This window comes from Nocardia araoensis NBRC 100135 (genome assembly GCF_000308435.1).
GTDB classification, from domain to species: Bacteria; Actinomycetota; Actinomycetes; order Mycobacteriales; family Mycobacteriaceae; genus Nocardia; species Nocardia araoensis.
This window is the reverse complement of record NZ_BAFR01000071.1, coordinates 44,596-63,412: the sequence shown is the minus strand read 5'-3', so window position 1 is coordinate 63,412 and position 18,817 is coordinate 44,596. Positions and strand designations below refer to the sequence as shown.

The following is an 18,817-nucleotide window of genomic DNA, read 5'->3' as shown; positions in this document are numbered from 1 at the left end:
CTACAGCGGCTGGGTACTATCTGCCGTGTTGTTACTGAACGGCGTGTAGTAAATGAACGATGTTAAGGAGAAGTAGTGGACATCGGAGTTTTCGGGGCGACCGGCGTCATCGGTTCGCGCGTGGTCACCGAAGCACTGCGGCGGGGGCACCGGGTCACCGCCTTCACGCGCGACGCGGCACGTTTCCCCGCCCGCGGCGGCAGCGAGACGTGGGCGGTGGCCGACTGGCTGGACAGCGAGAGCATCGCCTCGGCCATAGCCGGGCTCGACGTCGTCGTCAGCGCGGTGAACACCGGACACGGCATCGCCGACACGATCGCCAAAGCGGACGACTTCGTGGTGGGCGCACGGGCGATGGTCGCCGCGCTCGACCGGCAGCCGCGCGTCCGGCTGATCGCGGTGGGCGGGGCGGGCAGCCTGGAAGTCGCGCCCGGTACGCAATTGCTGGACACCGGGGAGGATTTCATTCGCACCCTCACCGAAGTCCTCGACGTCCCCGCTGACTATGCGCGGGTGGTGCGCGCCTTACGCGACGCGCTGAACGTCTATCGACTGTCGAACCGCAATTGGACCTACCTGAGCCCTTCCTCGGGGCGGATCAATCCCGGCGAGCGCACCGGCCGCTTCCGGATCGGCGGCGATCAGCTCCTGGTCGGCGGCGCAGACCTCTCCGCCGAAGACGTGGCGGTCGCCATCGTCGACGAAGCCGAGCAGCCCCGTTTCGTTCAGCGCCGCTTCACCGTGGGCTACTGAGACCGGAGTCGTCTGCCGAGCAAGTTCGTCGCGGTTTCTGTCGTACCCCTCCGGCACACTGAGGGATGTCAGACGTCGATCCGGTTGCCACGCAAAGTAACCCGCAACCCGAGAGATAGGGGTCACCATGCCCGACGTCCTTGCTTCGACGCCCGACCGTCTCGCCGTGGATCACGAAGAACTCGTGGCCTTCGCGGCCGAGATCGAGCGGCACCGTGCTCTGCTGCGCCCCGCCGCGCAGGATTACCGGCGCCGCGTGGCCCAGCGGATCGAGCATTTGGATCCGTCGGACCAAGAGCCGTTCCTGCGGCAGGCGGAGCAATTCGTCGTCTCGCTGCTGATCGACCCGATCCGGCACAGCACGCTGGATGTGGCCGCTTACCGGGCGATCCGGGGCGGCGCTCCCGTGCGCTTCGACGCCGAACGTCGTGCCTACGTCCTGCCTCGGCCGGAGCGGGAGCCGCTGGTGATCCGCCCCGGTATGCCGGAACATCGGCTGGGCGTCATCGCCCGGCTGGCCTCACTCGGGTTGCGGCTCGAGCAGATTCAGGTCGTCGCGCTCACCACGGCGCAGATGATGGCGCCCCACGAGGCCGCACCGCCGCCCGCGCACGCGCCGCGAGTACAGCGGGGCACGACGAAGCCCTCGCGGCACGGGAGCGATTGAAAACCGCTCGAAAACGACTGTGCCCCAACCGGATAGCGGTTGGGGCACAGTCGTTCAGGCTATCGCCGATCAGGCGTTGCCGGACAGCTTCTCACGCAGAGCCGCCAGCTGGGCGTCGCTGGCCAGCGAACCGCCGGCGGGCTCGGCCTGGCCCGCGGAGGACTGCGAACCGCTCTCGGAGGAGTAGTTCGACGCGCCGCCGCCGTTCGCGGCCTCGGCCGCGGCGTCGGCCGCCATCTTCTCCATCTGCGCGGTGTGCATCTTGTGGCGACGCTCCGCCTCGGCGTAGCGGCCTTCCCACTCCTCGCGCTGCTTGTCGAAGCCCTCGAGCCACTCGTTGGTGTCGGGGTCGAAGCCCTCGGGGAAGATGTAGTTGCCCTGCTCGTCGTAGCTGTCGGCCATGCCGTACTTCGACGGGTCGAACTCGGCGTGGTAGTCCTCGTTGGCCTGCTTGAGGCTCAGCGAGATCCGGCGACGCTCCAGGTCGATGTCGATGACCTTGACCATCGCGTCGTCGCCGACGGCCACGACCTGGTCCGGCACCTCCACGTGGCGCTCGGCCAGCTCGGAGATGTGCACCAGGCCCTCGATGCCCTCCTCGACGCGCACGAACGCGCCGAACGGAACGAGCTTGGTGACCTTGCCCGGCACGATCTGGCCGATCGCGTGGGTGCGGGCGAACTGACGCCACGGGTCTTCCTGGGTCGCCTTCAGCGACAGCGAGACGCGCTCGCGGTCCAGATCGACGTCGAGCACCTCGACGGTGACCTCGTTGCCGACCTCCACAACCTCGGACGGGTGGTCGATGTGCTTCCAGGACAGCTCGGAGACGTGCACCAGACCGTCGACACCGCCCAGGTCGACGAACGCGCCGAAGTTGACGATCGAGGAGACCACACCCTTGCGGACCTGGCCCTTCTGCAGCTGGTGCAGGAACTCGCTGCGCACCTCGGACTGGGTCTGCTCCAGCCAGGCACGACGGGAGAGCACGACGTTGTTGCGGTTCTTGTCCAGCTCGATGATCTTGGCCTCGATCTCCTTGCCGACGTACGGCTGGAGATCGCGCACGCGCCGCATCTCGACCAGCGACGCGGGCAGGAAGCCGCGCAGGCCGATGTCGAGGATCAGGCCGCCCTTGACGACCTCGATGACGGTGCCCTTGACGGCCTCGTCCTTCTCCTTGAGCTCCTCGATGGTGCCCCACGCACGCTCGTACTGCGCCCGCTTCTTCGACAGGATCAGGCGGCCTTCCTTGTCCTCCTTGGTGAGAACAAGGGCCTCGACCTCATCGCCCACGGAAACGACCTCGTTGGGGTCGACGTCGTGCTTGATGGAGAGTTCACGAGAGGGGATGACGCCTTCGGTCTTGTAACCGATGTCGAGCAGGACCTCGTCGCGATCGACCTTGACGATGGTTCCTTCGACGATGTCGCCGTCGTTGAAGTACTTGATCGTGGCGTCGATGGCGGCGAGGAAATCCTCGGCGGAGCCGATGTCGTTGACGGCTACCTGCGGCGAGGTGACGGTGGTGGGCATATGTCGGTTTGCTCCGGACGGATTGTGGTCGGTTGCGGACATTGGAACTTTCGGTACGCTGCGATCTCACCGCGAGGTGTGAAGACGGACACTAGGAACGTACCGCACGCGACGCGCGTGAAACTCAGCACGGGTTGAACTTCGGTACGGCTGTACGGAAGACACTCGCGCGTTCAGCGTACGCGACCTCGGTCCGGGCGGGCAAACCGGTCGGGTCGCCACGCCGATAGTCTGATCGGCGTGTCGGAAGATCGCCATGCGCAAGCAAACGCACTGCTCGGAACGGCGGGCACGGTGCGGACCCGGATCGGATCGGCGGCCAGCAGACTGGCCAGCAGGCGGTGGTGGGACGCCGACGCCGCGCAGTACCACGAGACGCACGCGGAGTTCCTCGGCGTTGACTCCCCCGGCGGCGAGTTCGTGTGGTGCCCGGAGGGCCTGCACGAAGGCGACATGGGATTCCTCGGCGACGTCACCGGCAAAGCGGTGCTGGAGATCGGCTGCGGCTCCGCTCCGTGCTCGCGCTGGCTGGCGGGGCAGGGCGCGCGCCCCGTCGGGCTCGACCTGTCCCGCGGGATGCTCGAGCGAGGTCTCGCGGTGATGGCGCGCGGCGGCCCGCGGGTGCCGCTGGTGCAGGCGGACGCCGAGGCCCTTCCGTTCGCGGACGCGTCGTTCGATCTGGCCTGCTCGGCGTTCGGCGCGGTGCCGTTCGTCGCCGATTCGGCGCAGGTGATGCGCGAGGTGGCGCGGGTGCTGCGCCCCGGCGGGCGCTGGGTGTTCTCGGTGAACCACCCGATGCGCTGGATCTTCCCGGACGATCCAGGCCCGGCGGGCCTGACCGCCACCATCCCGTACTTCGACCGCACCCCTTACGTCGAGGTCGACGGCGACGACGTGCCCACCTACGTCGAGCACCACCGGACCATCGGCGACCGGGTCAGGGAGATCGTCGCGGCGGGCCTGGTGCTGGAGGACATCGTCGAACCGGAATGGCCGGAGTGGCTCGACCGGGAATGGGGCCAGTGGAGCCCGCTGCGCGGTGAGCTGTTCCCCGGTACGGCCATCTTCGTCACGACGAAGCCCGGGCCGTGAGGCGGCGGTCGTCGACCAGCTCGAGGATGGAGACCTCGTGGCTGACCAGCAGCATCTGCGTCCGCGGCAGGTCGATCAGCTTGTGCAGACCGTCCCGGAAGGCTTCGGCCTCCGCCATGGTGTCGAAGTCCAGCTCGATGAGCACCCGGTTGGGGTTGTGCGTGAACCGCGCCACCCGGCAGTTGCGGGCTCCCGCCTCGGTGTAGAACTGCACCAGACCGTCGAACGCGGGCTTCCACGTCTCGTAATCGCGGACGGTGTCGTCGATGTGCACGATCGTGGTCATCATTTCCCCTTTCGGTTCCGATGGCCGGGCATTGCTGACACCTTGCCAGTCTTCGCGCCCTGGGGCCGGGGCGCCATCTCCGATCGGTATCGAGGTCGTGTCACTGCGACTTCGGTTTGCGCCCGGCCTGCTCCAGCGCCAGGCGCAGCGCGTATTCGATCTGGGCGTTGATGCTGCGCAGGTCGTCGGCCGCCCACTTCGCGATGGCGTCGTGGACGGCCGGGTCCAGGCGTAGCAGCAGCTTCTTGCGCTCGGCCACGGGCAGCCCGCCTCAGGAGTAGAGCGAACCGGCGTTGACGACGGGCTGGGTCGGACGATCACCGCACAACACGACGAGCAGGTTCGACACCATCGCCGCCTTGCGCTCCTCGTCCAGTTCCACCATTCCCTCCTGGGCGAGCCGCTCCAGCGCCAGTCCCACCATGCCGACCGCGCCTTCGACGATCCGGGTCCGCGCGGCGACCACCTGGGCGGCCTGCTGGCGGACCAGCATGGCCTGGGCGATCTCGGGCGCGTAGGCGAGGTGGGTGATCCGCGCCTCCAGCACCTCGATGCCGGCCATCTCGGTGCGCTCGCGCAGTTCGACGGTCAGCTCCTCGGCCACCTCCGCGCCGTCGCGCAGGCTGGTGCGGTCGGCCTCGTGGGCGTCGTACGGATGCGTCGTGGCCAGGTGCCGGACGGCCGCCTCGGACTGGGTCTCGACGTACTCCTCGTAATCGTCGACGGCGAAGGCGGCCTTGAAGCTGTCCACTACCCGGTAGACGACCACCGCGGCGATCTCCACCGGGTTGCCGTCGGCGTCGTTGACCTTGAGCTTCTGGGTCTCGAAGTTCCGCACGCGCAGCGAGATGCTCTTGCGGTCGGTCAGCGGGAGCACCGAATAGAAGCCCGGCTCGCTCACCGAGCCGACATAGCGGCCGAAGAACTGCACCACCTTGGCCTCGTTCGGGTTCACCACGGTCAGTCCGGTCGCGAGCAACAACAGGACGACGACGACCACCGCGGCCGCCACCGCGCCGGCCACGGCGAGACCATTGCCGTCCCTGGCGCCCGCGACGAAACCGAGCGCCGCGCCGCCGCCGAACAAGACCGTGAGCACGAACCACCCCAGCAGCACCAGAAAGCCGTCGACGTGGAACGCGGGTCGGAACTTCATGACATCCTCCCAATATCAGAGTGATATCACTAAGATAGCATGGCGCCGCCGCGCCGCACCAGGGCACGGCGGCGGTGCGATCACCCCACGTCCGGCCGGATATTGCGATTGAAACGGAACAGATTGCGCGGATCGTGCCTGGCCTTGAGCGCGGCCAGCCGGGCGTAGGTGTCCGGCCGATAACCCGCGCGGGTCTGCGCCTCGTCCGCTTCGGCGCCCGCGCCGTAGAGGAAGTTGAGGCTGTGCCCGAGCGTCCACGGCGTCAGCGCGGCACGGATGGCGGCGCGGGTCGCGGCATTCTCGGGGCCGGTGATGATGCGCACGATATAAGCAGCCTCGCGATGGTCCACGGCGATGCCGGTTTCGCTCGGGCGGGCCAGCGCGCCGCCGAGATGACGGACGTCGACGACCGCGCCCGCGCCGGAGTCCGGACCCGCAACGGCGACCAGGGCCGCGGCCGTTTCCTCGGTGAACTCACCGAGTAGCGCGTTGGTGGCGGCGTAGGCGTGGGGATGGTCGGGATCGCTGTGAATGGTGTGCGACTCGGTGTACGGCATCGCGCGCAGATCGTCCTTCAGTCGTTCCCCGATCGCCCGCAACGGCGCGACCAGCCGTTCCCCTTCTTCCGCCTGCCCGCTGTAGGCGATCCGGATCGAGGCGACGTACCGACCGCGCAGCGGGGCGGGCACCTGCGGGATGTCCGGGAAAGCGAGCATGGTAATCGTCGAGGTCAGCTCCTCCGGCACGGTCGCGGTCCATCGCCGCCACGCGTCCAGCGCCCGCTCGACCAGCGGCGTGTCGAACACCAACTGTCCGCCGTACACCGTGGTGACCGGCACGAGGCCGACCTCGAGCGCGGTCACGACGCCGAAGTTTCCCCCACTGCCGAGCACGGCGCCGAACAGTTCGTCTTCCGGTGTGAGCGTGCGCGCCCGGCCGTCGGCGGTGACCAGCTCGATGGAGCGCACGTGCTCGGCCGCGTACCCGAACCGGCGCGCGAGCAGCCCGACGCCGCCGCCGAGCAGGTAGCCGACCACGCCGACCGACGGCGACGACCCGTTCAGGGGCGCCAGTCCGTGCTCGGCCGCCGCTTCGACCAGCGCGCCCGCCCGCACTCCCGCGCCGACGTGTGCGGTGCGGCGGACCGGATCGATTCGGATGCCCGCCATGCGCCGGGTGCTGATCAGCACGCCGCCGTCCGCGGCGACGGACAGTCCGTGGCCGGTCGCCTGCACGGCGATCGGCAGATCGTGGCGGGCGGCGTATTCCACGGCCGCCCGCACGTCCTCGGCGTGCGCGGCGCCGACGATCAGCGCGGGTCGATGGGTGTAGGCGGTCTGGAATCCGGCGATCTCCGCGTCGTAGCCGTCGTCACCCGGACGGAAGACCGGACCGGTGAAGATGTCGCTGTTCTCTTCGATCTGTGCGGCGTTGTTTCCCATGGCTTCGACCCTGCCCTGCCTGCTGGAAGAAGTAAAACAGATAGTTCTTCTAGTTCTTATAATGAACCGTTATGGAGCTGCGCCAGCTACGTTACTTCGTCACCGTCGCCGAGGAAGCGAGCTTCACCCGTGCGGCGGCGCGGCTGCATCTGGCGCAGCCCGGCCTCAGCGCCCAGATCCGGCAGTTGGAACGCGAACTCGGCCAGCCGCTGCTCGACCGCGGCGGGCGCACGGTGACCCTGACCGAGGTCGGCGCCGCCGTCCTGCCGCACGCGCAGGCAGCGCTGGCCGCGGCCGAACGGGTCGCCCACACGGTGGACGAGTTCACCGGCTTGCTACGCGGGCAGGTCCGGGTCGGCCTCATCTCTGGGGCCGCGGTCGAGGAGTTCGACGTCGCGGCCGTACTCGCGGACTTCCATCACGACCACCCGGAGGTCGCCATCAGCCTCACCGAGGACACCTCCGAGCGGATGCTCGCCGCCCTCGGCCGAGGCGAGCTGGACATGGCCCTGATCGGGATGACCGGCGCGGAAATCGATCCGGCCATCGGCATCGAAGTGGTGTTGGAGACCGCGCTGGTGGCAGCGGTCGCGGCGGCGGACCACGGCTACGGCGCGGAGCTGCCGCTCACCGCACTGCGGGATCGTCCGCTGATCTGCCTCACCCCGGGCACGGGTATCCGCGGCGTCTTCGAGCGCGCCTGTGTGGCGGCGGGGTTCGAGCCCGCGATCGCCTACGAGGCGGCGGCGCCCGCGTTGCTGCTCCGCTTGGCCGCACGCGGCCTGGGCATCGCCGTCGTGCCCGAGCTCACCGCCGCGGAGGCCGCGGCCTTCGGTGTGCGGACCGTCCGCATCATCGAGCCGGAACCGCGCGGTCGCCTCGCACTGGCCTGGCGCACCGCCCATCCCGTGAGCCCGGCGGCCAAAGTACTGCTCGGGCAGCTGCGCATCGCCTTGCGCGCCGATGCGTGAGACGGGTGGCCCCTGTCAGAGCAGCCGCGAAAGGAACGCCTTGGTGCGCTCGTGCCGCGGATCGGCCAGCAGTTGCCGCGGCGGCCCGGCCTCCACGACCACGCCGCCATCCATGAACGCCAGCTGGTCGGCGACCTCGCGGGCGAATCCCATCTCGTGGGTCACCACGACCATCGTCATACCCGACCGAGCCAGTTCCCGCATGACCGTGAGGACCTCGCCGACCAGCTCCGGATCCAGTGCGGAGGTCGGCTCGTCGAACAGCATGAGTTTGGGATCCATGGCCAGGGCGCGCGCGATCGCCACGCGCTGCTGCTGCCCGCCGGACAGCTGCGCCGGGTAGGCGTTCGCCTTGTCCGCCAGCCCGACCCGGTCCAGCAGCTCGCGCGCCCTGGTCACCGCCTCCGCCTTGCGCACGTTCTTGACCTGGGTGGGCGCCTCGATGATGTTGTCCAGCGCGGTGCGGTGCGGAAACAGATTGAAATGCTGGAACACCATGCCGATTTCGCGGCGCTGCTTGGCCGCGTCGCGCGGGTGCATCTCGTAGAGCTTGCCGTTCTTCTCCCGATAGCCCACGATCTCGCCGTCGACGTAGAGCCTGCCCGCGTTCACCTGCTCCAGATGATTGATGCAGCGCAGGAAGGTGGACTTGCCCGAGCCGGACGGCCCGATCAGGCACAGCACTTCGCCACGGCCCACCTCGAGGGAAACGCCCTTGAGCACCTGCAGGGCGCCGAAGTTCTTGCAGACCCGGTCGGCAAGGACCATCGGAGGGGCGGCGGTCTTCTCGACGTCCACGCTCATTTCGCCTTCTCCCCCTGCTGGGCGTCGGCGAGCTCCTGCAGCTGCTTGGTGGTCAGCGTGCGGGAGACGCCGCGCGAGTAGTAGCGCTCCAAGTAGTACTGCCCGACCATGAGCACACTCGTGATCGCCAGGTACCAGGTGGCGGCGACCAGCAGCAGTGGGATGGGCTGGAAGTTCACGCCGTAGATGTCGCGCGCCCGGCCGAACAGATCGGTGCTCAGCGGGATGCCGGTGACCAGCGAGGTGGTCTTCAGCATGCCGATGAGCTCGTTGCCGGTCGGCGGGATGATCACGCGCATGGCCTGCGGCAGCACCGTGCGGCGCATGGTCTGGCTCCAGGACATGCCGAGCGCGAACGACGCCTCCCGCTGCCCCTCACCGACGGAATTGATTCCGGCCCGGACGATCTCGGCCATGTAGGCCGCCTCGTTGAGCGCGAGGCCGAGCACGGCGAAGGCGAACGCGGCCTGCAACTGCTGCACGTCGAGGTGGAAGAACTGCGGCCCGAACGGAACGCCGAGTTGGATCCGGCTGTACAGCGAGGGCACCAGCCCCCAGAACACCAGCTGCACGAACACCGGGGTGCCGCGGAAGATCCACAGGTACACCCACGCCGAGCTGCGCAACACCGGGTTCGGCGACAGCCGCATCACGGCCAGCACCGTTCCAAGCACGACCGCGATCGCCATCGCGCACACGGTCAGCTCCAGCGTCACGATCGCGCCGGCGGTGATCCTCGTGTCGAACAGGTATTTCCGATAGGTGTCCCAGCGATAGGCCGGGTTCGTCGCGGCGCCGTAGACGAACAGCGCCACCAGGGCGAGGATGGCCGCCGCCGCAATCCAGCGACCCGGCCTGCGCAGCGGAACCGCTTTGATCGGTTCCGGCTCCCGCGTCGAATCCGCTCCGCCGGGCCCGGGATCGCCGGGCGCAGGCCGAGTGTCGTTGTCCGCCATCGATCAGCTCACGGCGCCGTTCACGACGGACTTGGTGATCGCGCCTTCCTGCACGCCCCAGTTCTTCGTGATCTCGGCGTATTTGCCCGTGTCGATCAGGTGCTGGACCGCCTGCTGCAGCACGGCGGCCAGCGGCGCGCCCTTCGGCACCGCCCAGCCGTAGGGCGCGGAGTCGAACACCGGGCCCGCGGTCTCGATCTTGCCGCCGCTCTGCTTGATCGCGTACGCGGTCACCGGGGAATCGGCCGACATGGCATCGACCTGGCCGAGCACCAGCGCGTTGGTCGCGGCGCTCTGCTCGTCGAACGACTTGATGTCGATGGCGGGTTTGCCCGCGGCGACGCACTTGGCGCTCTTGGCGGGCACCTCGTCGGTGTGCTCCACGGTGGTGGCCTGCACGGCGACCTTCTTGCCGCAGGCGTTCTCCGGATCGACCGGCTTACCCTTCTGCTGGGCCCACTGGATACCCGCGTTGAAGTAGGTGGTGAAGTCGACCTGCTGCTCACGTTCCTTGGAGTCGGTGATCGACGACATGCCCACGTCGTAGGTGCCCGCCTGGATCGAAGGGATGATCTTCTCGAAGGCCGACTCGAGGTACTCGGCCTTGACGCCGAGCACGGAGGCGACCGCGTCCATCAGGTCCACGTCGAAGCCGACGATCCGGCCGCTGGCGTCCTTGTACTCGTTCGGCTGGTAGGGGATGTTCACGCCGACGACGAGCTTGCCGGACTGCTTGATCTTGTCGGGCAGTTGCGCTGCGATCTGGTCGACCTTGTCCACCTGCACCTTTGCCACCGAAGGGCCGGTGTCCTCGGTGTTCGTGGTACATCCGGTCAGCACCAGTGCGCCCGCGGCGAGCGCGCCCGCGGCGGCTCGCAGGGCGCGCCCGCCGAGAAACGAACGATCAGACACAGCAGCCCTCCACATTTTGGCTCCACGCAACCCGGGCGTCATCACCCGTTTGGCAATCTAAGCGACCGGGCCGCTTCGCGCTGGACAGTAATGCAACAGCAACACGAGCCCGTCGCTCGGTCCCGTGCCGGTGCACCGGCGGGAGACCCTACTCCACCGGGTGCCGGGCCCGCGGGGCGATGGCGGACTACGCCGGCTGCCGCATCTCCGGTGGCACCCCGCGCCCCCGACCCGAGGAGCGCGTCCGCACGCGGACGGCCGCCTCCGCCGGACCCGCTCCGAACGCGCGGCGGACCGCGTCCCCGTCCGGCGCCGAATTCTGCGGCAATCTTGACGACGCCTGCGCCAGCGCCGATGATTATTTGCCGGTCTTTTCCGGCCGGACGAGTTCTCCGGAACGTCGGCTGAAGCGAGCGACGTATCCGAAAACTCGAAATTGATGTGCCCTCGAATATTCGAGCGACACCGCGCCGGTGAGCCGCTGCCCTTCCGGATGCCCCTCACCGACGCCCGCTGAACACCGATGCGGGTTGGCCTACCGAACAAATAGGCATACGACAGGCAAAGCCCGGCAAGCGCACAGAGAAAGGTTTGTTTTCCGGCCACCGGGCCGTCCGACGGCTCGATCCAGAACACGGTGAGTCGCGACTTCCGAATATGCCGCGGGCTCACCCGAGGAGGTTCACATCATGGATTCGTTCTGGGACTACGTGTGGTACACGATCCTCGTATTCGCTTTCGTGGCATACCTGATCGTGCTGTTCCAGATTCTGGTCGATCTGTTCCGCGACCACTCGGTCTCGGGCGTCGCCAAAGCGGTGTGGGTGATCGCCTTGGTGGTGTTCCCCTATCTCGCGGCTTTGGTCTACCTCGTCGTCCGGGGCCGGGGCATGGCGTTGCGCGCCCAGCAGGCCCAGACCGAGGCGAAAGAAGCCACCGACCAGTACATCCGGGAGGTCGCGGGCAGGTCACCGGCGGAGAGCATCGCCGATGCCAAAGCGCTCCTCGACTCGGGCGCGATCACCGTGGCCGAGTTCGAGCAGCTCAAGGCCCAGGCACTGGCGGGACAGCCCGGGCGCGCGGCACAACCGGGCGCCGCGCCGGCGGCACAACCGGGCGCCGCGCCGACGCCGCAACCCAGCGGGGCGCCTCCCCGATCGGTGGCACAGTGAGCTGAGCAGGCACGCCGGCTCGACGCGCGCTCAAGAAGCGAGGATGCGGGCCTTCTCGGCCTCGAATTCGGCTTCCGTGAGCACGCCCTGAGCTCTGAGTTCAGCGAGCTCCTTCAACGCCGTGATCCGGTCCATGCCCGCACCGCCGTCGCTCGGCGGTGCGGGCATGGGCTGTGGCGCGGCGGGTTGCGCGGCATACTGCTGCGCGTACGGGTCGTATTGCGCCTGCTCCTGCGCCGCCCAGCGTTGCCCCTGACGCCGGGAGACGCGGTTGGAGACGGCGGTCGCGGTTCCGGCGACCATGGCGGTGCGGGCGACGCCGCGAAGCAATCCTGGCATGACGGTCTCCTATCGACTCTCTGCCTCGAGGGCATCCAAGGACGACAAGATGCTCTGCACCGGGATACGTCCCGAGGCTACGAGCTGAGCGCCGTTGCGGCGCAGCGCGGACGCGAAGGGCGCCGCCCACCGGTTCTCGTAGACCAGGATCGCGGCCGAGCATCCCGGTTCGAGCGCGGCCCCGGCTTCCCTGCGGTCGCTCTCGTCGAGCAGGCCCGAGCCCGCCTCCTCGAACAGGGTGATGTCGAAGTCCCCTTCCAGGCCCATGTCGGCGATGTCGATTCCGGACAGGGAACCGTCGGTGTCCTTGCGGACGAACGCCAGATCCAGCACCCGGACGATGCCGCGCTCGGCGAGGTCCACCAGCATGGGCAGGGCCGAACCGTCCGGAGGTCGATCCGGCGGAAATTCGATAACGAGATAGTCAATGGGCCCTATCGCGTCGATATCGGTATCGGTCACCGGAAGCCTCTTTTCCGTTGCGAAACGACGAAATCCGTTCGAATCGGGACGCCGCGCCGGTGTACCTGCCGCCCAAGGCATGGAATACGCACCGGCATCCCGAATTCGAGAATGGCAACCACGAACCGGGTTGCCGCCCTGATGCTAATCTCAGTCATAGCGTACGCCGCCGACCGCTACCCGGTCGCGAAACCTTCAGCCCGGCCCGGACCTTCAGGTTCGAAGCCCGCTCCGACATGGCGCGCATTCCATGTCGATACGAATTCGTCGCGAAAGGGAACCGCAAATGTCGCAACACAAGCAGGGCGACCGGGAAAACCACAGCGTCCGGCAGGGAATCGCCGCGGGCACATCGATCGCGGCCGCCATCATACTGACCACCCTCGGATTCCTTCAGCTCTTCCAAGGAATCTCCGCGGTAGCCGAGGACGAGTTGTTCGTCCAGGGCCAGCAATACACCTTCAAGTTCGACTTCACCGCATGGGGGTGGATCCACATCGCGCTCGGCGTGGTGATGGTGCTCGTCGGCATCGCCCTGATGACCGGCGCGACCTGGGCGCGAGTGTCGGCGATCGTGATCGCGGCCCTGTCGATCATCGCCAACTTCCTGTGGCTGCCGTACTACCCGGTGTGGTCCATCGTGATCATCGCGCTCGACGTCGTGGTGATCTGGGCCGTGACGACGTGGAACCCGGAGACGACCTTCCCGGGATCCACCTCCGGGCCGGGAGCGCCGCCCTCCGGATCGGCGACGGTCTGAGCGCCGCCGCCGGTCCCGTCCCGCCGCCCGAATCCGCTCCTGCAGTGAGGGAACCATGGATTCCAACGCGAGTGACAGCGCCTCTCCAGGCCCGCTGAGCGCGGACGAACGAGCCGAGCTCGAGCGGCTGCGCGCCGAGGTCGCCACGCTGCGGACGGAGGGCCGCGGTGCGCCCGCGCGGGTGGCGCGTCCGCCGCGGCACGCGTGGCGCTGGACCGCGGTGGCGATCTTGACGGTGCTCGTCGCCGTCCTCGCTTTCACCACGGTGCTCGCGCGATTCGTGCGCGGCGAGATCCTCGACACCAACCGGTACCTGAGCACGGTGGCGCCGCTGGGGTCGGATCCGGTGCTGCAGACCGAAGTCGCCGACACGATCACCGACGAGATCTTCGCCCGCGTCGACATCGAAGGCCTCACCTCGGACGCGCTGGCCGCGCTGACCGACGCGGTCCCGGCGACCGCGAACCGACCGCGGGTGGACCGGGCGGTCGAGGGGCTGGCGCCGGTGATCACCCAGCAGGCGCGCGGTTTCGTCAACGACACCGCGCTGTCGTTCGTGCGCAGCGACCAGTTCGAGGATCTGTGGGTGCAGGCCAACCGCGCCGCCCACACCGCGTTGGTGGGGGTGCTCACCGGCCACGTCGGCCCGCAGTCGGTCACCGTCGACGAGAACGGCACGGTGACCCTCTCCCTGCGCACGGTGATCGAGAACGTGAAAGCCCGGCTCATCGATCGCGGCTTCACCTTCGCCGAGAAGATTCCCGCGGTCGACAAACAGTTCGTGTTGTTCCGGTCCCCGGAGCTGGTGCGGGCGCAACGGGCGGTCGACGATCTCGACAAGGCTTCGGCAGTGCTGCCGTGGGTGACGATCGCGGCCGCGGTGGCCGCGATCGCCGCGGCACCCGTCGGCCGTCGCCGCCGCGCCCTGGTCTTCGTCGGACTCGCGCTGGCGGTGGGCATGCTGATCCTGGCGATCGCGCTGATGGTCGCCCGGGCGCTGTATCTGGACGAGATTCCGCCCGACGTGCTGTCACCGGACGCGGCCACCGTCATCACCGACACGGTGATGGTGCCGTTGCGGACCGCGCTGCGCGGGGTCGCCGTGCTCGGCCTGGTCATCGCGCTGGGCGCTTACCTCACCGGCGGCTCGGCCTCGGCCATCGCGGTGCGCCGTGGACTCGGGCGCGGCATGGACGCGGTACAGGGCCTGCGGCGATCGCGTCCGCCGAACGCGGTGGAGAGCTGGGCTTTCCGGGCGCGCGCCGCACTGCGCTGGGCGATCATCGGCATCGCCGCTGTGCTGCTGGTGTTCTGGCGCTACCCCACCGGTCTGGTCGTGGTGTGGCTCGTCCTCGGCGCGCTGCTCGCGCTGCTCCTGCTGGAACTGTTGATTCGTCCCGCTCGCGCCTGGCATGCCGAGCCGGAGCACAAGACCCCGGCCGGGGCCGGTGCGTGATGCCGGAAGCCGAGGCGGGCTCGGCGCTGCCCCCGATCGCTCGGCAGTGGTGGGCCAGGGCGGCATTCGCCGCCGCGATCGCCGCGGCCGTGCTGCCGCTCGCGGTGGCGGGGGTGCTCGGTCTGCTCACTCTGCTGATCGCCGGGGCGGGCGGTGTCGCGGTGAGCGTCGCGGGGACCTACTGGTTTTGATCAACCGTGGTGTGCTGCGGGTCGTTTCGGCGGCCCTGGCGATCTCGTCGCCGATCGTGGTGGTGCTTCTGTTCGTCCGGGAGCGGCAACTGTGGGTGGTGCTGGTCTCCGGCGCGCTGGCCGCGGCGGCCGTGGCGTGCGCGCGGCGGGCATTGCGGAACGACGGTGGGCAGTCGCGCCTGCCCGAGTTCCCCGCCGCCCCGGCACAACACCCGTTCCTGGTGATGAACCCCCGCTCCGGCGGCGGCAAGGTGCTCGAGTTCGATCTGCCACGCAGGGCCAGGGAACTCGGCGCCGAAGTGGCGCTGCTGGCCGTTCCGCAGTGCGGGCACGACCGGCACCGGAGTCGCCGTCGGAGGGTCCGCGGGCGTAGCGATTACCTGCGGTGCACCCTCGCGCACACCTGCTCGGTGAATTCGCTGGTGGATGCCAGTCCCCCGAGATCGGCGGTGGCGATGCCCGCCTCGAAGGTCGCGGCGACGGCCCGTTCGATCCGCTCGCCCGCCCTGGCCAGGGTCACCTCGGCGTCCCGGGTCGCCAGCCAGCGCAACAGCATCGCCGACGACAATTGCAGCGCCGCCGGGTTCGCCCGGTTGTGCCCGGCCAGCGCGGGCGCCGCGCCGTGTACCGCCTGGGCCATGGCCGTGGTGGCCGAGCAGTTGAGCGACGCGGCCAGCCCCAGCGATCCGCTCAACTCCCCGGCCAGGTCGGAGAGGATGTCGCCGAACAGGTTCTCGGTGACCAGGACGTCGTAGTCGGACGCGGCGCGCACCAGGTGCGCGGCCGCCGCGTCGACGTGTTCGTCGTCGATCTCCACTCCCGGGTACTCCTGGCCGACCGCACGGCAGACGTCGCGGAACAGCCCCATGGTCAGCGGCAGGACATTGGCCTTGTGCACGATCGTCACCCGTTTGCGTCGCGTCGCGGCCAGCTGGAACGCCTGATGCGCGATCCGCTCGCAGGCGGCCCGGGTCACCAGCCCGACCGACATCGCGACGTCCGGCGTCGGGCGGAATTCCCCCGACCCCGCGTACATGTTGCGGTCGGCATAGAACCCTTCGCTGTTCTCCCGGACGATCACGAGGTCGATGTCCGGCGCCGCCGCGTGCACGCCCGCGAAGGCCCGCGCGGGGCGGATGTTGGCGTAGAGGCCGAAATGCTTGCGTATGGCCCCGCCCGGCGCGACGCGATGCTCGGCCGGATAGGACGCGTTGTCGTGCGGACCGAGAATCCACCCGTCCACGGCGGCCAGCTGCTCGAGCGTCCGCTCGGGCAGCGGAGTACCGAACTCGGCGATGGCCTGGTGCCCCATCACCAGCGGCACCCACTCGACCGGGGCGGCGCCCGCCGCGGACAGCGCCTCGTCGACGACCTGCCTGGCGGCTCGCACCACCTCGGGGCCGATGCCGTCGCCGTCGATCAGGCCGAGCCGCAGTGCCCGGTGCGCCCGGGGTCGATTCGCGTCGTTCACCGGAACATCCTCCCGCCGTCGTGCCCGGCCGCCGGAACCGGCCCGCGGACACGCCGGTTGCGGTTACCTTCGGGGGACCATGGTGCAGTCGGTCGAACTACTCCTCGACGAGGCCGCCGATACGGAGATCCGCCGCCAGTGGCAACTGCTGGCGGATGCGGGCGTGCCCAGCCTCGCCGCGCGCACCGACGAGTCCAACCGTCCGCACATCACCGCCGGGGTGGCCAGGCAGGTCTGGCCGCGCATCGAGCAGGCGCTGGACGAGCAAGCCTTCGCGCCGATCCCCGTCCGGCTCGGTGGACTGGTGGTCTTCGGCGCCCGCCGTCCCATCCTGGTCCGGCTGGTCGTCCCGTCCGAGGCGCTGCTCGCGCTGCACCGCCGGATCTTCCACACGATCTCCCCCTGCCCCGGCGTCCCGGCCAACCTGCATCCGGACGCGTGGACCCCGCACATCACCCTCGCCAGGCGGGTGCCCCCGCACCAGCTCGGCGAGGCCATCCTCGCCATCGCGCGGGACCGGGATTTCGCCGCCACGGTGGTGGGTATCCGTCGATGGGACGGGGATCAGCGGCGCGAGTGGCCGGTAGGCCGGGTCCGCCGTGGAAGATAACCGAGGCAGCCCGCGTTGTAGCGAGCACACCGAAACGAGAGGACGTCATGGCCACCCAGACGCTGACCCAGCACAATTTCGATGAGGTAGTCACCGGAAACGACGTGGTACTCGTCGATTTCTGGGCCGATTGGTGCGGCCCGTGCAAGAGTTTCGCACCCACTTTCGAGGCCTCCTCCGACAAGCACCCCGACGTGGTGCACGGGAAGGTCGACACCGAATCCGAGCAGGGCCTCGCAGCGGCTGCCAACATCCGCTCCATCCCGACCATCATGGCCTTCCGGGAGGGCGTGTTGGTGTTCGCGCAGCCCGGCGCGCTGCCGCCCGCGGCGCTCGAAGATCTGGTGACCCAGGTCAAGGCGCTGGACATGGACGAGGTTCGCAAGCAGCTCGCCGAGCAGCAGCAGGCCGGAAAGTAACTCGCGTGGCGCGGTGAGGCACTGCGCCACTAAGAATTCGCTCGGGCCCGGATACGGACACGCGAATGCGGCAGTCCGCGTCCGGGCCTGTCGTGCGTTCCGGGCCTGGCCTCGGGGTGGCATACCGCCGCCCCGAGGCCGGAAGCCGTCAGGACGCGCCGAGCAGGTTGACGCCCGCGATCATGGCGCGGACCGTCGACTCGGCGCCGTCGTCCGCGATGGCCGCGCCCCAGCCGCGCCTGCCGTTGCATTCGCACTGCACGAAGGTGGCGGTGCCGTCGGCGGTGCGCCGCTGATGGAATTGCAGGATCTCGACGGGGTAGCCCTCCTCGTAGAGGGCCGAGGTCATCGCCGCGACGGGGCTGCCGGTGGCGACGACGGTCCGCAGATGTCCGGCGAACTCCAGCGTGGCGGTGAACTCCGCGGTACGGCTGCCCGCGGGCGACCACTCGCCGAGGCGAATGGGGCCGCCGAGCGCGCAGTACCGGCTGTGGAACTCCGCCGAGGTCAGCCCGGCGGTTTCGGCGCGTAGGCCCTTGGGAGCCGCGGCGTGGAACATGTCTGTATCAAGCGTCAGGATGGTCATTGAAAGTAGGTCTTCCCGGAGAATGTCGTGGCTCAGTTGACAGAGGGGACCAGCACTAACAAGTGGAAATGCCCGCAGCGAGGGGGCCGGCCCGAATCAGACCCCGCTACGGCGGGCTACTACGAGGACTCGGGGAAGCGACGCCACCATCGCGGTGAGCGGAAGTAGCTCGGCGCGAACCTCGGGCGCGGAGGCGGTAGCCTGCGTAGCCACGGAGGGCCCGATGAGCGACGCCGAAAGCAGAGCGCTGTCGCGGTCTGCGACATGGAGCGCTGCGCTGCGGCGGTCGGCGGGATTCGGCACGGCATCGAGGATAGGGACATCGCGTCGCGATGGCAACCACATTCGATGCCCGATTTGTCTACTGGCGAGTACCATCCGCGCAGTTCAGGACCGTGTGGCAGCGGGAAGGGTAGCTTCGGTGACATGGGTCTCCTCGTGGCGATGACCATCCCGGGTCTGGCCGTCCTGCTCATCCTGTTCGCCTTCGCCGAAGTCGCCTGGAACAAGTTCACCGGCAGCCGCGCGCTGCCCTGGACCCGCACACGGTCGGGGCGCCCGGTGGCGGCGGCGGGGTTCGAAGAGGTCACGGCGGTTTTCCAGGGCAGCAAACAGCACGAGTTCGAGCAGCGGCTCACGACGCTGATGCACCGCGAGGACGCCTCCGACGGCGCGCCGCCGCGTGACGAGGTCGACCTCGGCGCCGGCTCGGCGCGCCTGATCGCGCGTCCGCCCTCGTGAAATACCCCGCAACGCACAGAGATCCGGGCGCTGGC

Annotated in this window: 23 protein-coding genes and 1 pseudogene; 11 read left to right on the top strand and 13 right to left on the bottom strand. The window is 68.9% G+C overall.

The window, feature by feature from the left end; all coding sequences use genetic code 11:
* The first annotated feature begins 75 nt into the window (after window positions 1–75).
* On the top strand, window positions 76–753 hold the full coding sequence (locus ON21_RS09765) for an NAD(P)-dependent oxidoreductase (protein WP_039797299.1): 678 nt from the start codon (window positions 76–78) through the stop codon (window positions 751–753).
* A 127-nt stretch (window positions 754–880) separates the two neighbouring features.
* On the top strand, window positions 881–1,420 hold the full coding sequence (locus ON21_RS09760) for a hypothetical protein (RefSeq protein WP_157170773.1): 540 nt from the start codon (window positions 881–883) through the stop codon (window positions 1,418–1,420).
* A 69-nt stretch (window positions 1,421–1,489) separates the two neighbouring features.
* On the opposite strand, the gene rpsA is transcribed toward ON21_RS09760, so the two are convergent.
* Window positions 1,490–2,956, bottom strand: coding sequence for a 30S ribosomal protein S1 (gene rpsA / locus ON21_RS09755; protein WP_039797295.1), 1,467 nt, complete (start codon window positions 2,954–2,956; stop codon window positions 1,490–1,492).
* 240 nt (window positions 2,957–3,196) lie between these two features.
* Here rpsA and ON21_RS09750 point away from each other — a divergent pair, with 240 nt between their 5' ends.
* Window positions 3,197–4,048: a class I SAM-dependent methyltransferase gene (locus tag ON21_RS09750; protein ID WP_039797293.1), complete on the top strand. Its 852-nt coding sequence runs from the start codon at window positions 3,197–3,199 to the stop codon at window positions 4,046–4,048.
* On the opposite strand, the gene ON21_RS35705 is transcribed toward ON21_RS09750, so the two are convergent.
* The 4 genes from ON21_RS35705 to ON21_RS09735 all read right to left on the bottom strand — a co-directional run bounded on the left by ON21_RS35705 (window position 4,026) and on the right by ON21_RS09735 (window position 6,932).
* Window positions 4,026–4,334: a hypothetical protein gene (locus tag ON21_RS35705; protein ID WP_157170772.1), complete on the bottom strand. Its 309-nt coding sequence runs from the start codon at window positions 4,332–4,334 to the stop codon at window positions 4,026–4,028. The two genes, ON21_RS09750 and ON21_RS35705, sit on opposite strands and share 23 nt — an antisense overlap.
* Before the next feature lie 100 nt (window positions 4,335–4,434).
* On the bottom strand, window positions 4,435–4,593 hold the full coding sequence (locus ON21_RS39235; RefSeq protein ID WP_168434213.1) for a type II toxin-antitoxin system antitoxin: 159 nt from the start codon (window positions 4,591–4,593) through the stop codon (window positions 4,435–4,437).
* 12 nt (window positions 4,594–4,605) lie between these two features.
* Window positions 4,606–5,490, bottom strand: coding sequence for an SPFH domain-containing protein (locus ON21_RS09740; RefSeq protein WP_039797291.1), 885 nt, complete (start codon window positions 5,488–5,490; stop codon window positions 4,606–4,608).
* 80 nt (window positions 5,491–5,570) lie between these two features.
* Window positions 5,571–6,932 carry an FAD-binding oxidoreductase gene (locus ON21_RS09735; protein WP_039797289.1) on the bottom strand — a complete coding sequence of 454 codons (1,362 nt, stop codon included), beginning with the start codon at window positions 6,930–6,932 and terminating at the stop codon, window positions 5,571–5,573.
* A gap of 71 nt (window positions 6,933–7,003) precedes the next feature.
* Here ON21_RS09735 and ON21_RS09730 point away from each other — a divergent pair, with 71 nt between their 5' ends.
* A complete protein-coding gene (locus tag ON21_RS09730; protein ID WP_039797287.1) occupies window positions 7,004–7,903 on the top strand; it encodes a LysR family transcriptional regulator in 900 nt (299 codons plus the stop codon).
* A 15-nt stretch (window positions 7,904–7,918) separates the two neighbouring features.
* Here ON21_RS09730 and ON21_RS09725 read toward each other — a convergent pair whose 3' ends face one another.
* From ON21_RS09725 to ON21_RS09715, 3 genes are read right to left on the bottom strand one after another with little or no spacing between them, the layout of a single operon-like run.
* Window positions 7,919–8,671, bottom strand: coding sequence for an amino acid ABC transporter ATP-binding protein (locus ON21_RS09725; protein ID WP_039797382.1), 753 nt, complete (start codon window positions 8,669–8,671; stop codon window positions 7,919–7,921).
* Between the two features lie 32 nt (window positions 8,672–8,703).
* Complete coding sequence (locus tag ON21_RS09720; protein ID WP_039797285.1) at window positions 8,704–9,663, bottom strand: amino acid ABC transporter permease; 960 nt, start codon at window positions 9,661–9,663, stop codon at window positions 8,704–8,706.
* Window positions 9,664–9,666: 3 nt separating this feature from the next.
* Window positions 9,667–10,590 carry an ABC transporter substrate-binding protein gene (locus ON21_RS09715; protein ID WP_051020592.1) on the bottom strand — a complete coding sequence of 308 codons (924 nt, stop codon included), beginning with the start codon at window positions 10,588–10,590 and terminating at the stop codon, window positions 9,667–9,669.
* A gap of 674 nt (window positions 10,591–11,264) precedes the next feature.
* Here ON21_RS09715 and ON21_RS09710 point away from each other — a divergent pair.
* Window positions 11,265–11,648 (top strand): annotated as a pseudogene (locus tag ON21_RS09710) (SHOCT domain-containing protein); the annotation flags it as partial.
* Window positions 11,649–11,777: 129 nt separating this feature from the next.
* Here the strand turns inward: ON21_RS09710 and ON21_RS09705 are convergent.
* Window positions 11,778–12,086 carry an SHOCT domain-containing protein gene (locus ON21_RS09705; RefSeq protein WP_039797281.1) on the bottom strand — a complete coding sequence of 103 codons (309 nt, stop codon included), beginning with the start codon at window positions 12,084–12,086 and terminating at the stop codon, window positions 11,778–11,780.
* 9 nt (window positions 12,087–12,095) lie between these two features.
* Window positions 12,096–12,548, bottom strand: coding sequence for a DUF6325 family protein (locus tag ON21_RS09700; RefSeq protein ID WP_039797279.1), 453 nt, complete (start codon window positions 12,546–12,548; stop codon window positions 12,096–12,098).
* Window positions 12,549–12,834: 286 nt separating this feature from the next.
* Between ON21_RS09700 and ON21_RS09695 the strand changes: the two genes are divergently transcribed.
* Genes ON21_RS09695 through ON21_RS35700 form a run of 3 tightly spaced genes read left to right on the top strand, consistent with a single transcriptional unit; the run spans window position 12,835 to window position 14,955 of the window.
* Window positions 12,835–13,308 (top strand): DUF7144 family membrane protein, encoded by a 474-nt coding sequence (locus tag ON21_RS09695; RefSeq protein ID WP_086006392.1) that lies wholly within the window; start codon window positions 12,835–12,837, stop codon window positions 13,306–13,308.
* Between the two features lie 55 nt (window positions 13,309–13,363).
* Entirely contained in the window at window positions 13,364–14,764 is a 1,401-nt protein-coding gene (locus ON21_RS09690) for a hypothetical protein (RefSeq protein ID WP_051020588.1), read from the top strand.
* Entirely contained in the window at window positions 14,764–14,955 is a 192-nt protein-coding gene (locus ON21_RS35700; protein ID WP_051020586.1) for a hypothetical protein, read from the top strand. Before ON21_RS09690 ends, ON21_RS35700 begins: the two co-directional genes overlap by 1 nt.
* Here ON21_RS35700 and ON21_RS35695 read toward each other — a convergent pair.
* Together ON21_RS35695 and ON21_RS09680 are read right to left on the bottom strand one after the other, a co-directional pair.
* Window positions 14,943–15,287 (bottom strand): hypothetical protein, encoded by a 345-nt coding sequence (locus tag ON21_RS35695; RefSeq protein WP_157170771.1) that lies wholly within the window; start codon window positions 15,285–15,287, stop codon window positions 14,943–14,945. The two genes, ON21_RS35700 and ON21_RS35695, sit on opposite strands and share 13 nt — an antisense overlap.
* Window positions 15,288–15,331: 44 nt before the next feature.
* Window positions 15,332–16,426, bottom strand: coding sequence for an isocitrate/isopropylmalate dehydrogenase family protein (locus ON21_RS09680; RefSeq protein ID WP_051020579.1), 1,095 nt, complete (start codon window positions 16,424–16,426; stop codon window positions 15,332–15,334).
* Between the two features lie 79 nt (window positions 16,427–16,505).
* On the opposite strand from ON21_RS09680, the gene ON21_RS09675 reads away from it, so the two are divergent.
* Entirely contained in the window at window positions 16,506–17,036 is a 531-nt protein-coding gene (locus ON21_RS09675) for a 2'-5' RNA ligase family protein (RefSeq protein ID WP_039797277.1), read from the top strand.
* A 47-nt stretch (window positions 17,037–17,083) separates the two neighbouring features.
* Window positions 17,084–17,455 carry a thioredoxin gene (trxA, locus tag ON21_RS09670; protein ID WP_039797275.1) on the top strand — a complete coding sequence of 124 codons (372 nt, stop codon included), beginning with the start codon at window positions 17,084–17,086 and terminating at the stop codon, window positions 17,453–17,455.
* Between the two features lie 148 nt (window positions 17,456–17,603).
* Here the strand turns inward: trxA and ON21_RS09665 are convergent, their stop codons facing one another.
* A complete protein-coding gene (locus ON21_RS09665; RefSeq protein ID WP_039797273.1) occupies window positions 17,604–18,041 on the bottom strand; it encodes a 2-isopropylmalate synthase in 438 nt (145 codons plus the stop codon).
* A gap of 426 nt (window positions 18,042–18,467) precedes the next feature.
* Between ON21_RS09665 and ON21_RS09660 the strand changes: the two genes are divergently transcribed.
* Complete coding sequence (locus ON21_RS09660; RefSeq protein WP_039797272.1) at window positions 18,468–18,782, top strand: DUF6191 domain-containing protein; 315 nt, start codon at window positions 18,468–18,470, stop codon at window positions 18,780–18,782.
* Window positions 18,783–18,817 lie beyond the last annotated feature (35 nt).

What these genes read in the sequence shown, in the direction of transcription:
- ON21_RS09760 (WP_157170773.1), top strand. Translation starts at nt 881, where the DNA reads ATGCCCGACGTCCTTGCTTCGACGCCCGACCGTCTCGCCGTGGATCAC.
- rpsA (WP_039797295.1), bottom strand. Translation starts at nt 2,956, where the DNA reads ATGCCCACCACCGTCACCTCGCCGCAGGTAGCCGTCAACGACATCGGC.
- ON21_RS35705 (WP_157170772.1), bottom strand. Translation starts at nt 4,334, where the DNA reads ATGACCACGATCGTGCACATCGACGACACCGTCCGCGATTACGAGACG.
- ON21_RS09740 (WP_039797291.1), bottom strand. Translation starts at nt 5,490, where the DNA reads ATGAAGTTCCGACCCGCGTTCCACGTCGACGGCTTTCTGGTGCTGCTG.
- ON21_RS09735 (WP_039797289.1), bottom strand. Translation starts at nt 6,932, where the DNA reads ATGGGAAACAACGCCGCACAGATCGAAGAGAACAGCGACATCTTCACC.
- ON21_RS09730 (WP_039797287.1), top strand. Translation starts at nt 7,004, where the DNA reads ATGGAGCTGCGCCAGCTACGTTACTTCGTCACCGTCGCCGAGGAAGCG.
- ON21_RS09725 (WP_039797382.1), bottom strand. Translation starts at nt 8,671, where the DNA reads ATGGTCCTTGCCGACCGGGTCTGCAAGAACTTCGGCGCCCTGCAGGTG.
- ON21_RS09720 (WP_039797285.1), bottom strand. Translation starts at nt 9,663, where the DNA reads ATGGCGGACAACGACACTCGGCCTGCGCCCGGCGATCCCGGGCCCGGC.
- ON21_RS09715 (WP_051020592.1), bottom strand. Translation starts at nt 10,590, where the DNA reads ATGTGGAGGGCTGCTGTGTCTGATCGTTCGTTTCTCGGCGGGCGCGCC.
- ON21_RS09705 (WP_039797281.1), bottom strand. Translation starts at nt 12,086, where the DNA reads ATGCCAGGATTGCTTCGCGGCGTCGCCCGCACCGCCATGGTCGCCGGA.
- ON21_RS09695 (WP_086006392.1), top strand. Translation starts at nt 12,835, where the DNA reads ATGTCGCAACACAAGCAGGGCGACCGGGAAAACCACAGCGTCCGGCAG.
- ON21_RS09690 (WP_051020588.1), top strand. Translation starts at nt 13,364, where the DNA reads ATGGATTCCAACGCGAGTGACAGCGCCTCTCCAGGCCCGCTGAGCGCG.
- ON21_RS35700 (WP_051020586.1), top strand. Translation starts at nt 14,764, where the DNA reads ATGCCGGAAGCCGAGGCGGGCTCGGCGCTGCCCCCGATCGCTCGGCAG.
- ON21_RS09675 (WP_039797277.1), top strand. Translation starts at nt 16,506, where the DNA reads ATGGTGCAGTCGGTCGAACTACTCCTCGACGAGGCCGCCGATACGGAG.
- trxA (WP_039797275.1), top strand. Translation starts at nt 17,084, where the DNA reads ATGGCCACCCAGACGCTGACCCAGCACAATTTCGATGAGGTAGTCACC.
- ON21_RS09665 (WP_039797273.1), bottom strand. Translation starts at nt 18,041, where the DNA reads ATGACCATCCTGACGCTTGATACAGACATGTTCCACGCCGCGGCTCCC.
- ON21_RS09660 (WP_039797272.1), top strand. Translation starts at nt 18,468, where the DNA reads ATGGGTCTCCTCGTGGCGATGACCATCCCGGGTCTGGCCGTCCTGCTC.